Origin of the sequence: Citrobacter sp. C1 (assembly GCF_014596895.2) — a bacterium.
GTDB lineage: Bacteria > Pseudomonadota > Gammaproteobacteria > Enterobacterales > Enterobacteriaceae > Citrobacter > Citrobacter gillenii.
In genome coordinates, this window is sequence record NZ_CP115035.1 from 2,316,143 (window position 1) to 2,330,907 (window position 14,765).

The window sequence follows — 14,765 nt, forward strand, 5'->3', positions numbered from 1 at the left end:
GAGTGAGATGCGCGCAGCGTTTTGGGTAGGGTGTGCCGCGTTATTATTATCGGCTTGCAGCAGTGAACCTGTTCAGCAGGCAACGGCCGCTCACGTCGCGCCGGGCATGAAGGCTGCAATGTCGGGTTCTGGTGAGGCCAACTGCGCTATGATTGGCGGTTCGTTGTCGATTGCGCGTCAACTGGATGGTTCCGCCATCGGGATGTGTGCTTTACCTAACGGCAAACGCTGCAGTGAACAGTCGCTTGCCGCCGGGAGTTGCGGAAACTATTAAGTCTCCGCGTTAATTACATTAAGTCTGCTAGTTTATACGTCAGTGTTTGCTCTGCCGTCGCCAGTGTTAACTGGTTAGCCGTCAAATCGACCTGTGCGCCTTGCTTAAACACGTCGCTGATAACGCCATCAAGTGCGTTCAGCTGTGGGTCGGCGCACATCATGCGGGTCATCGCCAGGTCTTTCACCTTCAATTCGCCGTCAGACAGCTTGCCCTGGCCCGTGAATTGATTACACATTTTTCCCGACACCGTCATATTTTCACCAAAACTCAATTCGGGTTGATTTTTCGCAACGGTGACCGGTTTGCCGTTCACGCTCTCCAGAACGAAACGGTGGTGCTGTAACTGTTCGCGATTAACGGAAACTTTTCCATTGCTCACACAGCCAGCCATAAGCATGCTGAGCGCAATCAACGTGACAATTTTCTTCATTGAATTTCTCTACGTTAGTGACGGGAATACAATCAATATAATAATGATACTGTCGGATTTATCATCAGAGGTTATCTGAAAATGCTCCCCCGAATGCAGGGGAGCGGCATTTTCAGAAGAGGGCGTTCGGGCAGGTTTCGCCTTTGGAAATCTGGGCCAAATTCTGTAAGGTTGTTTCCGAAATGCTGGTTAACGCTTCGGCCGTTAAAAATGCCTGGTGCCCGGTGAACAACACGTTATGACAGGCAGACAAGCGACGGAATACGTCATCCTGGATAACATCATTGGACTTATCTTCAAAGAACAGGTCGCGTTCATTTTCATACACGTCCATACCCAAAGAACCAATTTTCTGGTTTTTCAGGGCATCAATGGCAGCCTGTGAGTCGATAAGGGCCCCGCGACTGGTGTTAACGATCATTACGCCGCTTTTCATTTGCGCGAAGGCTTCTTCATTGAGCAGATGATAGTTTTCCGGCGTTAACGGACAGTGCAGGGAAATGACGTCTGACTCCGCAAACAGCGTGTTGAGATCGACATACTCAACGCCTAATTCAAGAGCCGCAGCGCTTGGATAGGGATCAAACGCCAGCAAACGCATACCAAAGCCTTTCAGGATCCGCAGCGCGGCAATACCAATTTTACCGGTACCGATCACCCCGGCGGTTTTACCGTACATGGTAAAACCAGTCAGGCCTTCCAGAGAAAAGTTGGCGTCACGAGTGCGTTGGTACGCGCGGTGGATACGACGGTTCAGCGTCATCATCATACCAATCGCATGCTCGGCGACCGCTTCCGGCGAATAGGCCGGAACGCGCACAACCTGCAAACCTAGCTCTTTGGCGGCGTCCAGATCGACGTTATTGAATCCGGCGCAGCGCAGGGCAATGTACTTCACCCCGTGCTTTTTCAGTTCTTCCAGAACCGGGCGGCTGCCATCGTCGTTGACGAAGATGCACACGGCTTCGCAGCCATGGGCTGTTTTGGCCGTTTTCTCGGTCAGCAGAAAGTCAAAGAATTCAAGTTCAAAACCAAAAGCCTCGTTAACCTGTTGCAGGTACTTCTTGTCGTACTGTTTTGTACTATAGATGGCGAGTTTCATAAGACTTTCTCCAGTGATTCTGAAATCACATTAATCCAATTCAAATTATTTTACAAAATCCAAAAAACAATTGATAGTCATAGATATAATGAATAATTCTAGAGCATCTCTTCTTAATGTGGGCACATTGCTGGATTTAAACCACGTTGCCCATCATACGTGCTTTGGTACGGTACGCACTAGAACAGACTGGTGGCTTCCTGTCGTTAAGCACGGCTACTTTTGGTTGCACATCTACTCACAAAACTCGTCCTTTCCGTTCAAACCTGCTTTAACTTTCTCTTCATTAAAATAGATTGTTTTAATAATCTATTTTCAATTTAAAGATGCTTGCACCGTAGAATTGAGAGGTAAGACATGAGCAAGCCGGGTGAATATGAAGACTGGAATTCATCCGTAACCTTATCAACTGAGCGTGGGCAATGTCAGGCGTTTGAAGAAGGGACCAAGAGAGGGACTTTCCACGATGACTTCCAGGTACATGAAGGGGATGTGGTTGCAACTGAGCACTGGGGATCGAGCGGATTTCCGAACACTGACCTGAGTACAAAGTGAAACGTTATGGTAAGGAGAAAATCATCTGCGTGGATCTCTTAGCCAACACTTGTCTTGAGGTAACGGCCCGCATTGGTATGGTTCAGGACTAAGCTTATGACACATAACAGCCATCTATTATTGCTTTTCGGCAGGCTAAGTGTGGTACATTTCCGGCACTCAAACGCCCCCGCTCACTTTAAGAAGTATGCAGAACAGACTTAAATTATTTAGCTGGCTTTTAATTGTTATCTCGTCACTCAGCGGTTGCGGCACGCTCTCGCAAATGTCATCCCCGGCAGGTACTCAGGAACTCCTTACTCATCAATCGCTGGACGGCGACGTTGATAGCGTGGTGCGTCACTATATGGCGAAAAAATCTGTCCCTGGGATGATGGTCGCAGTGATCCATAACCATGGTTCGCCCCAGTTTTACAACTGGGGCGTAACTGATGCGGTTCATCGCTACCCGGTCAAGCCTGATACTCTGTTTGCCCTCGGCTCGCTCAGCAAAGGAATTACGGCGGAAGTGGTGGCTTGTCTGGTGAATGAAGGACGACTGCGTTGGGACGATAACTTGGCGACATTGCTTGCACCGGGAACGCCGCTTAGCGCGGATGCACAAAAAATTACCCTACTGGAACTGGTGACTCACACCTCCGGCCTACCGCGTCAGAATATGGATATTCCGATGCTGGGAAAATTCATTAGTTACTTAGGCAGCGGTGAGAATTTTTATGGTGAACTGGATAGCGATAATGTGCTGCATTATCTAACCAACTGGCGGGCGCCACAGCATAAAACGCCGGAATATTCCAATATCGGCTACGCCCTGATCGGCTATATCCTGATACATAAAACTGGCGAAGATATACAAAGCTTAGCCTCGCACTATATATTTCGACCGTTGCAAATGGCTAATAGCAGTTTTACTCCGCTGAAGTTAAAAGGATATCCGCAGCGTGCGCTTGGCCACGCGGGTGACCAACCCAAATTCATTCCGCGCGGACAGCTTACCCCGGACTGGCATTTTTCCAACAACATGGTGGCGGCGGCGAGTTTATACAGTAACGCCGAAGATCTTGCCACTTATGCCCGCTATCATGTGTCGACGACCAACAACCACTTACTGGATAGCGTGTTTGACGAAGTCAGTAATACCGATATTCAACGCACTGACGGTGTACAGGGTATTGCATGGACCACCGACTTTATCGAACGGGAAAAAATCACCTATCAGGTGGGGTATATCGGGGGTTACTCCAGCTTTATCGGTTTTGATAAAGAAAAGGGCAATGCGGTAGTGGTACTGCAGAATACATTTAACTGGAGCAATTATATTGGCATCGCGTTATTAATGGATATGGCGAAAAATGACAACGGTATCCCCGGAAACCATTTTGCAAAAAATTAACACTTTGAAAAAGTTAAACCGCATGTTGCTTATAATTCCTTTAGACAATCCTCTCAGGAGATTATGATAAAAATATACAGCCACATAGGGAATGGACATGACATTGTTTGAGGAATGTAAGGAGTTGCTCAAGGCCGATTTTGATGTTGTCGAAAGGGATGACCTGAGCATGGTAATGGATATTTTTCATAGGAATCTCCCAGGTTCAGATTACGAGAAAATTCTACTTATGAACACACTGGTTTTTCGGGGGGATTATCGGGGCCTAAGTACCCCCACCGCCGAGTCCAATAAACTGTGTGGTGTTGTCGTGCCGTAACAGCATCCGACACGTCGATCTCCTCCACGTTCGTTAAGCCTGTAACGCGGATAAAAAGCCAGGCGAATTACCTTCAGGCAGCTACGCTTATACAGGTATCACATATCGGGAGGGGTCATGTTAACTCACTCTGAAGCAAAACGCTGGGCCACCTTAATGCTGAAGGCTGCATTATGTGATGGTATGAAACCTGAAGAAATTTCCCGGCAGGTGCATCTTGTCTGCGATCATCATGGCAAGGCGTGCCTCGAAGAGCTCATAGAGGAAATTCTGATAGAAGCAGGTCGTATCGGACCTAAACATAGCGATGGACAACTGCGCCATCACTGAGTCTGAACGCTTCCGCGTCCCCGTTAATATGATGTCTTAAGAGCAGACAGAACAACGGGGAACCGCGCGATGCACTGCAGATGACTCAACTCAATTCCCTGATTTTTTATATTTCCGCTGTCGCGCGTAACAACGTACCGTTCTCTTGAGGCAACTTTACTCATCCCAGTGTTGGATCAGCGTCGCCCCAATCCCCGCAATCTGTCTGTTTCGCTCCTCCATTGTTGCCTGGCTTTCGGTGATGTAAATCACCACGATACGGGAAGGCTTACCGTCCGGCCCTAACGCTGCGACGATCCCGCGAGAACCGCGTGCCCCGGCACCTGTTTTATCGGCTATAAACCAGCCTGCCGGAAGTACCGAGCGCAACAGTGGCCCCGCGACTTTATCCGTCACCATCCAGTGGGTGAGTTGCTGCTGTGATGTCGTCGTCAAGATTTTTCCGGTGAGCAGTTGGCGCAACGTTTGCGCCATATTTTCAGGTGTCGTCGTATCGCGTTTATCACCGGGTAGCGCTTCGTTCAATTCGGGTTCCCAGCGGTCGAGTCGGGTCACCCGATCGCCGGTTGTGCGCAGAAACGCGGTTAATCCTTGCGGACCGCCGATGGCCGTAAGCAGTAGATTCGCCGCGGTGTTATCGCTCATGGTGATGGCGGCATCGCATAATTCGCCGACGGTCATGCCATCGGTCAGGTGTTTTTCTGTAACCGGCGAGTATTCGACCAGATCACGCTGGCTGAACGGGATGCGACGATCCAGCCGCTCTTTTCCTGCGTCAACGCGTGCGAGCACCGCGCCGCAGAGTAAAACCTTAAATGTACTCATCATCGGAAAACGCTCTTGCAGGCGATAGCTTTCCAGAATCTCGCCGCTGGTGAGATCCAGCTCGGCATAACCGACGCGTGCGGTGAGCTGGCTTTCTGCTTCTTTGACTTTATTCAGCGTTGTCGGGTGGGCAAACGCGGGCAGACAAAATGCGGTAAGTAATGGGATAAGGGCCAGACGAAAGTGGGGCATAGTTATATTCTTCCTTGGTATCTCTCTGATTAAAGATAACTTATTTAAATTATTCACAAGCTATAAATATTACATATATTTCAATGGCATCTATTCTTAAGGTGGGCATGTTTATCTAAACATGTCACAATAGACGCCGAAACCGGCTTAAATTTTCGCTAAATCAGGATATTAACTACCCATGAAGGGTAAATATAAAGCCGTATTGGCTCTACTCTTATTATTGACCCTTGTGCCGCTGACGTTATTGATGACGTTGGGCTTGTGGGTTCCTACACTGGCGGGCATCTGGTTGCCTGTCGGTACGCGCATTGCGCTGGACGAGAGTCCACGGCTTACCCGACATGGGCTGCATATTCCCGAACTCCGTTATTTGGTGGATGATTGTCCACTCGCGCGTATCACCGAGGCGGATTTATCCCACCCCAGCCGCTGGTTGCTGAACGTCGGCAGTATTGAACTGGATTCCGCTTGCCTGGCTAAACTGCCGCAGACGGAGCCATCGCCCGCCGCGCCGAAAACGCTGGCAGAATGGCAATCCATGCTGCCCAACACCTGGATTAACATCGATAAACTTATTCTATCTCCGTGGCAGGAGTGGCAGGGCAAACTGTCACTTTCGCTGACGCCTGCCATCCAGCAAGTCAGTTATCAGGGCGAAAAGGTTAAATTTCAGGGACGTCTGCACGGACAAAATCTGACGGTCAACGAACTGTCTGTGGCGGCTTTTGAAGAGCAACCACCGGTGAAGCTGGTCGGGGAGTTTACGATGCCGCTGGTGCCCGACGGACTGCCGGTTGGCGGTCACGCGGTTGCCACCCTAAGCCTGCCGCAGGAGCCAACGCTTGTGGATGCAGAGCTGGAATGGCGAGAAAACAGCGGACAGCTGATCGTGATGGCGCGGGACAATGCAGATCCGTTGTTGGATCTGCCGTGGGAAATCACCCGCCAGCGGCTGACGGTGAGCGACGGGCGCTGGAACTGGCCCTATCAGGGCTTCCCGTTAAGCGGTCGTTTAGGCTTAAACGTCGAAAACTGGCAGGCCGGTGTGGAAAACGCAGTAGTCAGCGGGCGTTTGAACATTCTGACGCAGGGTGATGCAGGAAAGGGTAACGCGGTGTTAACCTTTGGTCCCGGCACGCTTGGCATGGACAACAGCGACATGCCGTTACAGCTAACCGGCGAGGCGAAGCAGGGTGATCTGATCTTTTATGCGATGTTACCCGCGACGCTCAGCGGCAGTCTGAGCGATCCGCAGCTGGCTTTTGAACCTGGCGCCCTGTTACGTTCTCGTGGTCGGATTATCGACTCGCTGGATATAGATGAAATTCGCTGGCCGTTGGCCGGTGTCAAGGTGACCCAACGCGGGGTGGATGGGCGGTTACAGGCTATTTTGCGCGCCCATGAAAACCAGATGGGCGGTTTTGAGCTGCATCTTGATGGTCTGGCTAATGATTTCCTGCCTGACGCCGGTCGCTGGCAGTGGCGGTACTGGGGCGAGGGCAGTTTTACCCCGATGCACGCTCGCTGGGACGTGGCAGGCAAGGGGGAATGGCACGACAACACCGTCAAACTGTTTGACCTTTCTACCGGATTTGACCATCTGCAATACGGCACCATGCTGGTGGAAAATCCGCGTCTAGTGATGGATGAGCCGATCGTCTGGGTCCGAGACCCGACCCAGCCCACGTTTAGCGGGGCGCTGTCGCTGGACGCCGGGAAAACCACCTTCTCCGGTGGCAGTACTCTGCCGCCTTCAACCCTGAAGTTCAGCGTAGAAGGGAGCGACCCGACGATATTCCAGTTCAAAGGCCAACTGCATGCTGGCGCCATTGGCCCGGTCCAGTTGAACGGTCGCTGGGACGGGATCCGCTTGCGTGGTCAGGCCTGGTGGCCAAAACAGTCGCTCACCGTATTTCAGCCACTGGTGCCACCGGAATGGAAGATGAACCTGCGCGAAGGCGAACTGTATGCTCAGGTTGCCTTCTCCGCCGCCGCAGAACAAGGCTTTGAGGCAGGCGGTCATGGCGTATTAAAAGGCGGTAGCGCCTGGATGCCCGACAACCAGATTAATGGCGTCGATTTTGTGCTGCCGTTTCGTTTTAGCGAAGGAGCATGGCAACTGGGCACGCGCGGGCCGATTTCATTGCGTATTGCAGAAGTGGTGAACCAGGTCACGGTGAATAATATCACCGCGGATCTGCAAGGCGGCTATCCCTGGAGCGAAGATAATCCCTTACTGTTGAGCGATGTTAGCGCCGATTTGCTGGGCGGCAAGGTAGTTATGCAGCAACTGCGTATGCCGCAACACGATCCGGCATTAGTGCGGGTGCAGAATATCTCGTCCAGCGAGTTGATTAGCGCGGTTAATCCCAAACAGTTTGCCATGTCCGGCCCGGTCAGCGGCGCATTGCCGCTCTGGTTAAACAATGAAAAATGGATTATCAAAGACGGCTGGTTGACCAACCCTGGGCCGATGACGTTGCGCATCGATAAAGACACGGCGGATGCGGTGGTCAAAGACAATATGGCGGCCGGTGCGGCGATAAACTGGCTGCGTTATATGGAAATCACCCATTCCTGGACGAAAATAAATCTTGATAACCTTGGCGTATTAACCATGCAGGCAGCCGTCACCGGCAATAGCCGGGTAGATGGCAAAGTCGGGACGGTGAATTTGAATTACACCCATGAAGAAAACGTCTTTACGTTATGGCGCAGTTTGCGTTTTGGCGACAATTTACAGGCATGGCTTGAGCAAAATGCAGCGCTGCCAGAAACCCATTGCCTGGAAGGCAAGGAATGTGAGGAACAACAATGAAAACTATTGCGACCATGCTGGGACTGCTGGCGTCATCTTTGCTGGTAGGTTGCACCCCGCGTATTGAAGTCGCGGCGCCGAAAGAGCCCATCACCATCAATATGAACGTCAAAATCGAGCATGAGATCCATATTAAAGTCGATAAAGACGTCGAGAGCCTGTTGAAATCACGCAGTGATTTATTCTGAGGTGACGATGAAAAAAACGCTTAAAGTGACCCTGTTGCTCCTGAGTTTACTGAGCGCCAATGCGTTTGCGCTGACCCTGAATGAAGCCAGAACCCAGGGGCGGGTGGGTGAAACGCTCAATGGCTACCTTGTGGCATTGCAAACCGATGCTGAGACCCAGACGCTGGTGAGTGAGATAAACAAGGCGCGTAGCGCCAGCTACCAGCAACTGGCTGAGAGTAACAATATTCCTGTTGATGAAGTGGCAAAAATGGCCGGACAAAAACTGGTGGCGCGCGCTAAACCGGGGGAGTACGTCCAGGGCATTAACGGGAAGTGGTTGAAAAAGTAATCAACATATGTTTATTAAATCTCATTTTGAAATAATGGCAAGTATCAGGCAGGTAATGGTTAATTAATCCACTATAATTGCATCAATAAATTATCAAGGAGTGATGATGACGCTTTATCAGATAAAGCCTGCTTTCCAGGCGCTTTTACGCCCGCTCATGTTCTGGTTAGATAAAAAAAGCGTCACCGCCAATCACGTCACACTGGCCGCGATGGCGCTTTCTTTTATCACTGGTGCTGTGCTGTTTATCTTCCCCGAACCTAAACTTTTCATTCTTTTACCCATCGTTTTATTTATACGCATGGCGCTCAATGCGCTGGACGGCATGCTGGCGCGTGAATGTAACCAACAATCCCGCTTGGGCGCTATTCTCAATGAAACCGGGGATATTCTCTCCGATCTCGCGTTGTATCTGCCGTTTATGCTGCTTTCCGGCAGTAATGCGCTGCTGGTACTGGTTATGCTGTTTTGTGCTTTGATGACGGAATTCTGCGGTGTGCTGGCGCAAACCATCAATGGCGTGCGCAGCTATGCCGGACCGTTCGGCAAAAGCGACAGGGCGCTGGTGTTCGGTACATGGGGGCTGGTGCTGGCGCTGTGGCCGCAGGTGGCGCAGTGGAATAACGTTATTTGGGGCATTGCCACGCTATTGCTGCTGTGGACTATCGTTAACCGCTGTAAGAGCGCATTACGTGACGAGGGGGCGAAATGATGCTGCTGGAAAAATCGCTGGCGGTGATTTTTGCCCTGCTGGTGATAGCGACACTGGCAAACGGTCTGCTGGTGTGGCGTCGACCGGGTAAAGACTGGCGTGAGCTGACGCTGCGTATTCGCACCTGGTGGGTGATCATTGTATTGTTTTCACTGGCTATCTTAAGCCCGCCCTGGCTGGCGTTGACCTTCTTCGCGCTGGTGAGCTTTATGGCGTTAAAAGAGTTTTTAACGCTGGCCCCATCGCGCCAGACCGACCGTATGCCGCTGTTGTGGATGTTTATTGCGATCCCCATTAACTACTGGCTGATTGGTATCAACTGGTACGGCATGTTCGTGGTGTTTATTCCGGTGTATGCGTTCTTATTCTTGCCGGTGCGCATGGTGATTGCTGGCGATACGCAGGGATTTTTACGCTACGCCTCCCAGCATCACTGGAGCTTGATGACCACCGTGTTTGCGTTCAGCCACGTGGCGTTTTTGCTGGTGCTGCCTGATGACGGCAAGCAGACCGGGGCACTGCTGGTGCTGTTCCTCGTCGGCTTAACGGAATTCAACGACATTGCCCAGTACCTGTGGGGAAAATCAATGGGCCGTATCAAGGTGATCCCTAAGATCAGCCCCAATAAGACCCTGGCGGGACTGGTTGGTGGCGTGGCAACCACCACGCTTGCGGCGGCGGTGCTGGGCCCGCTCATGACACCGTTAAGCATCCCGATGGCGATGCTGGCAGGGCTTATTATCGGCATCAGCGGCTTCTGTGGCGATGTGGTGATGTCGGCCATTAAGCGCGATATTGGCGTGAAAGACAGCGGTACACTGCTGCCAGGTCACGGCGGTATTCTCGACCGGCTGGACTCGCTGATCTTCACCGCCCCGGTATTTTTCCACTTCATTCGCTATTTTTACTATTAACGTATGATCAACACATTGCTACGAACGCTGTTTACGCTGTGCATCGTCTGGCCGGTAATTTGGCTGTGGCTTGGGCTGCGCGTCAGGCACCGGGATCGCTTGCCGCAGCAGGGGCCGGCGATTGTGGTCGCGAATCACAACAGTCATATGGATGTTTTTGCGCTGCTGTCGCTGTTTGCGCTGCGCCGTCAGGGGGCCATCCATCCGGTGGCCGCCGCTGACTATTTTCTGCGTAATAAATGGATGGCCTGGTTTGCGCTTAATATTCTCAACATTATTCCGATTACGCGTAAGGGCGGCGAAGCTGACCCGCTGGCACAGTGTGAACAGGCCTTACGCGACGGCAAGATCTTGATCCTTTTCCCTGAAGGTACCCGCGGCGAACCGGGAATACTGGCACCACTGAAATCCGGCATCTGGCACCTCAGTCAGCGTATGCCGTCGGTACCGATTATTCCCGTCTGGCTGCGCGGAACGGAACACGTGATGGCGAAGGGGAATCGTATTCCTCTGCCGCTGTTTATTGACGTCAACATTGGCAGACCGTTGGTCGCGCAGAGCGATAAGCGCGTTTTTATGGACGATCTCAGACAGCAGCTGGTGCTGCTACAGCAACAAACTACAGGACCGCACCCTCATGACTAACATTCGAGTGCCCGATGAACGTCCATTTTTGACCAGCGACAACACCGCGCTGTTTTTCCGCCACTGGCCGGCATTAGCAGCAGGTCCTGCGCCAAAAGTGATTGTCCTGTTTCATCGCGGACACGAACACTCCGGGCGTTTGCAACACATTGTCGATGAGCTTGCGATGCCGGACACCGCGTTCTATGCCTGGGATGCGCGCGGTCACGGGCAGTCGCCAGGACCGCGCGGATATAGCCCGTCGCTTGCACGTTCGGTGCAGGATGTCGACGAGTTCGTGCGCTTTGCCGCTGCTGACAGCCAGGCTGCAATGGAAGATGTGGTGGTGGTGGCGCAAAGCGTGGGTGCAGTGCTGGCAGCGACCTGGGCTCATGATTATGCGCCTTCCATTCGTGGGCTGGTGCTGGCGTCCCCGGCGTTCAAAGTCAAACTGTACGTACCGTTTGCCCGTCCGGGGCTGGCCTTAATGCATCGCCTGCGCGGCCTGTTTTTCGTCAACTCCTACGTCAAGGGCAAATACCTGACGCACGATCCTGAGCGCGTGGCGAGTTTTAACCAGGATAAACAGATCACCCGGGCGATTGCGGTGAACATCCTGCTCGATCTCTATAAAACGGCGGAGCGTATTGTCAGCGATGCCAGCGCCATTACTCTGCCTGTACAGCTGTTGGTTTCCGGGGATGATTTTGTGGTCCATCGCCAGCCGCAAATTGATTTTTACCAACGCCTCAGAAGCCCACTCAAGGAACTGTACGTGTTGCCGGGCTTTTATCACGACACACTGGGTGAAAAAGACCGGCATCTGGCGTTCGACAAAATGCGTGATTTTATCGACACGCTGTACGCGATGCCGCCGCAGCGCTTTGACTACCGTAATGAAGACCGCTGGAGCCCCGGAGCAGATAGCTGGCGGCTGCTTAGTGGCGGACCTGCGCCGTATTCGCTTGACGATATTGCCTATCGTGGCCTGCGCTATGGGATGAAATTACTCGGGACGCAATCAACGGGCGTGCGTCTGGGGTTTGAGACCGGTTTTGATTCGGGTAGTACGTTGGATTATGTCTATCGCAACCAGCCTCAGGGCAGCAGCGCGCTGGGTCGGCTGATTGACAAAAACTACCTGAACAGCGTGGGCTGGAAGGGGATCCGCCAGCGCAAGGTTCATTTGCAGATGCTGATCCGCCAGGCGGTGGGGCAACTGGCAGAGCAAGGAACCGCAGTGCATGTAGTGGATATCGCGGCCGGACACGGGCGCTATGTGCTTGACGCACTGGAAGGCGAAGCGGCGGTCAACTCGATTTTGCTGCGCGATTACAGCGAACTGAATGTTAAGAAAGGCAGTGAGATGATCGCCAGCCGCGGTATGGCTGAAATTGCCCGCTTCGAGCATGGCGATGCCTTCAACCGCGAACAGCTGGCGTCGCTGGAACCGCGTCCCACATTAGGTATTGTTTCTGGGTTATATGAACTCTTCCCTGAAAATACGCTGGTACGTAATTCGCTCGCCGGGCTGGCTGACGCGATTGCCCCTGGAGGCGTGCTGATCTACACCGGGCAGCCCTGGCATCCGCAGTTAAAAACCATCGCCTGGTCGTTGACCAGCCACAAAGACGGCAAAGCCTGGGTGATGCGCGTGCGTACGCAAGGGGAAATGGATGCGCTGGTGCGTGAAGCCGGGTTTGATAAGTGCACGCAGCTGATTGATGAGTGGGGGATTTTCACTGTCTCGCTGGCGGTGCGCCGTGGGGGCTGAACGCCGTAAGGTGATGGTACAGGCGGTGGGCTGGCTAATGCTGCTGGCGCCTTTTTTCTTTCTTACCTATGGCAAGGTCAATCAGTTTACTGCCTGGCAGGACACGCAGCATGACAATGTGGGCAGCATCGTGTTTGGCTGGGAGTCCGCCATTCCCTTTCTTCCGTGGACTATTCTGCCGTACTGGAGTCTGGATCTGTTTTACGGATTGTCACTGTTTGTCTGCACCACGCGCGTTGAACAGCGGCAGCTGGTGCTGCGTCTGTTCCTGGCGTCGGTGATTGCCTGCGTCGGTTTTTTGCTGTTTCCACTCCAGTTTAGCTTTACGCGCCCGGAGGTCAGCGGCGCGGCAGGCTGGCTGTTTGCTCAGCTTGAACAGTTCGACTTGCCGTATAACCAGTCCCCGTCGCTGCATATTATTCTCTGCTGGCTGCTGTGGCGGCATTTCAGTCATCACCTCAGTGGGGGTTGGCGCAGGTTATGTGACGGTTGGTTCTTGCTGATCGCCGTGTCGGTACTCACCACCTGGCAGCATCATTTTATCGATATCATTACCGGGCTGGCGGCAGGCATGCTGATTGACTGGATGGTGCCGGAAAAACGTTGCTGGTGCTGGCGCAAACCGGATGCGGCGCGCTTAAGGCTGATGCGTCGTTATTTGTCGGGCGCCGCGTTATGCACTATTGCCAGCGTATGGCTAACGCCCTGGCTGCTGTGGCCTGCTGTATCGTTGCTGATGGTGAGCTATGGCTACGGCGGATTCGGCGCGGCGACCACGGGCAAAGATGAACAAGGGCGACTGCCGCCTGCCGTGTACGGGCTGACGCTGCCCTGGCGAGTAGGGATGTGGCTGTCGATGCGCGGATTTACCCGCCGTCTGCCACCGCTGAGCAACATTACCGCTGGCGTCTATCTCGGTAGTTTTCCACGCCGCATACCTGAACAAAACGCGGTACTTGACCTGACCTTTGAATTTGCGCGCGGGCATGCTACTTCCATGCGCGCCTACGCTTGCGTCCCGATGCTGGATCTGGTGATCCCGAGCGACGCCGAGTTACAACAGGCGGTAGACCGGCTGGAAACGCTACATAAAGAGCAGGGGACCGTACTGGTACACTGCGCGCTGGGGCTGTCGCGCAGTGCGATGGTGGTTGCGGCGTGGTTGTTGCAATGCGGCCATGTGGCAACCGTTGAGCAGGCGGTGGCGTATATTCGCGAACGTCGGGCGCAGGTGGTGCTGACGGATAAACATCTGGAGAGGCTGCAGCAATGGCAACAGAAAGTGACGGTGTAACGAATAATGAAGCGCTGCACCGCGATTTGCTACGACACACGCTGGAAAGCTGGCGTTTCATCCTGCTTTTTAGCGTCCCACCCATGGTGTGGGCGATCGTTGTCGCACCGTCGGGGGGGCTACGTGCGGTTATCGCGCTGTTGTGCGCCATTGTCTGGTTTGGCTGCTGGCGCCTGTGGCTTGATGCCCGCTACTTTTCGCTGCTCAATGTGCAAAATAACGTGCAGGCCGGAGAGGCACTCTTTGCCATCTGGCAGCGCGACAAGCTGAAGACGCTGAGCCTGACCGAGCGCCAGGCGGGGGCATTGGCGCAGTTTCGGCGTACGCTTTATTGGGTTGCTGCGCTGTGGGCGGCCTGGTTGATGATGCTGGTGTAGCGTTTTCGGCAGCGCAATAGTTGCCACACTACACGATGTTGATGCTGATATATTCCCCCTCCGGTGTCTCCTGGAGTGAAAACATGTGGCTTCTCAAGTGGTATGTCTGGAATCGTTGGCTGTTCAAACTGTTAAGCCGGGATGTTGCGGAGCCTGAACAATTTTTGTGCCATTGCTGGGAAGAGAATCTGGCGAAATGCCGGGAGTATTCGATAATCTGGCGTGATATCAATCGTATTCACGGCAAGCAGATGCGGATGCGGGCAAAGAAGTAAAATTGGGTGGGTTAAAAACCCTCCCACCGGAT

At 53.0% G+C, this 14,765-nt stretch carries 16 protein-coding genes; 13 read left to right on the plus strand and 3 right to left on the minus strand.

Going from position 1 to position 14,765, the window contains the following annotated elements; all coding sequences use genetic code 11:
• Positions 1 to 7: 7 nt before the first annotated feature.
• Positions 8 to 274, plus strand: a complete 267-nt coding sequence (locus IB214_RS11215) for a DUF333 domain-containing protein (RefSeq protein WP_096756923.1) — start codon at positions 8 to 10, stop codon at positions 272 to 274.
• Between the two features lie 13 nt (positions 275 to 287).
• Here IB214_RS11215 and hslJ read toward each other — a convergent pair whose 3' ends face one another.
• Complete coding sequence (gene hslJ, locus IB214_RS11220) at positions 288 to 707, minus strand: heat shock protein HslJ (RefSeq protein ID WP_115258361.1); 420 nt, start codon at positions 705 to 707, stop codon at positions 288 to 290.
• Between the two features lie 112 nt (positions 708 to 819).
• A complete protein-coding gene (ldhA, locus tag IB214_RS11225; protein ID WP_096756925.1) occupies positions 820 to 1,809 on the minus strand; it encodes a D-lactate dehydrogenase in 990 nt (329 codons plus the stop codon).
• A gap of 742 nt (positions 1,810 to 2,551) precedes the next feature.
• On the opposite strand from ldhA, the gene IB214_RS11230 reads away from it, so the two are divergent.
• Positions 2,552 to 3,757 (plus strand): serine hydrolase domain-containing protein, encoded by a 1,206-nt coding sequence (locus tag IB214_RS11230; protein WP_115258362.1) that lies wholly within the window; start codon positions 2,552 to 2,554, stop codon positions 3,755 to 3,757.
• A 436-nt stretch (positions 3,758 to 4,193) separates the two neighbouring features.
• Entirely contained in the window at positions 4,194 to 4,406 is a 213-nt protein-coding gene (locus IB214_RS11235) for a hypothetical protein (protein WP_096756927.1), read from the plus strand.
• Between the two features lie 156 nt (positions 4,407 to 4,562).
• Here IB214_RS11235 and blaGIL read toward each other — a convergent pair whose 3' ends face one another.
• Complete coding sequence (blaGIL, locus tag IB214_RS11240) at positions 4,563 to 5,423, minus strand: GIL family class A beta-lactamase (RefSeq protein ID WP_223240224.1); 861 nt, start codon at positions 5,421 to 5,423, stop codon at positions 4,563 to 4,565.
• A gap of 181 nt (positions 5,424 to 5,604) precedes the next feature.
• Here blaGIL and IB214_RS11245 point away from each other — a divergent pair, with 181 nt between their 5' ends.
• The 10 genes from IB214_RS11245 to IB214_RS11290 all read left to right on the plus strand — a co-directional run bounded on the left by IB214_RS11245 (position 5,605) and on the right by IB214_RS11290 (position 14,733).
• A complete protein-coding gene (locus IB214_RS11245; protein WP_117342861.1) occupies positions 5,605 to 8,244 on the plus strand; it encodes a YdbH family protein in 2,640 nt (879 codons plus the stop codon).
• Positions 8,241 to 8,432, plus strand: a complete 192-nt coding sequence (locus IB214_RS11250; protein ID WP_096756929.1) for a YnbE family lipoprotein — start codon at positions 8,241 to 8,243, stop codon at positions 8,430 to 8,432. Before IB214_RS11245 ends, IB214_RS11250 begins: the two co-directional genes overlap by 4 nt.
• Positions 8,433 to 8,439: 7 nt before the next feature.
• Entirely contained in the window at positions 8,440 to 8,763 is a 324-nt protein-coding gene (locus tag IB214_RS11255) for a YdbL family protein (RefSeq protein WP_096756930.1), read from the plus strand.
• Between the two features lie 106 nt (positions 8,764 to 8,869).
• Entirely contained in the window at positions 8,870 to 9,475 is a 606-nt protein-coding gene (locus tag IB214_RS11260) for a CDP-alcohol phosphatidyltransferase family protein (RefSeq protein WP_096756931.1), read from the plus strand.
• Positions 9,472 to 10,389, plus strand: a complete 918-nt coding sequence (locus IB214_RS11265; protein WP_117342860.1) for a phosphatidate cytidylyltransferase — start codon at positions 9,472 to 9,474, stop codon at positions 10,387 to 10,389. Before IB214_RS11260 ends, IB214_RS11265 begins: the two co-directional genes overlap by 4 nt.
• 3 nt (positions 10,390 to 10,392) lie before the next feature.
• Positions 10,393 to 11,034: a lysophospholipid acyltransferase family protein gene (locus IB214_RS11270; RefSeq protein WP_096756933.1), complete on the plus strand. Its 642-nt coding sequence runs from the start codon at positions 10,393 to 10,395 to the stop codon at positions 11,032 to 11,034.
• A complete protein-coding gene (locus tag IB214_RS11275) occupies positions 11,027 to 12,787 on the plus strand; it encodes a bifunctional alpha/beta hydrolase/class I SAM-dependent methyltransferase (RefSeq protein ID WP_117342859.1) in 1,761 nt (586 codons plus the stop codon). Before IB214_RS11270 ends, IB214_RS11275 begins: the two co-directional genes overlap by 8 nt.
• Entirely contained in the window at positions 12,777 to 14,081 is a 1,305-nt protein-coding gene (locus IB214_RS11280; protein WP_117342858.1) for a phosphatase PAP2/dual specificity phosphatase family protein, read from the plus strand. Before IB214_RS11275 ends, IB214_RS11280 begins: the two co-directional genes overlap by 11 nt.
• Entirely contained in the window at positions 14,057 to 14,458 is a 402-nt protein-coding gene (locus IB214_RS11285; RefSeq protein ID WP_117342857.1) for a hypothetical protein, read from the plus strand. The genes IB214_RS11280 and IB214_RS11285 overlap by 25 nt, the downstream gene beginning before the upstream one ends.
• An 83-nt stretch (positions 14,459 to 14,541) precedes the next feature.
• Positions 14,542 to 14,733: a hypothetical protein gene (locus tag IB214_RS11290; RefSeq protein ID WP_096756937.1), complete on the plus strand. Its 192-nt coding sequence runs from the start codon at positions 14,542 to 14,544 to the stop codon at positions 14,731 to 14,733.
• The last annotated feature ends 32 nt before the right edge of the window (positions 14,734 to 14,765 follow it).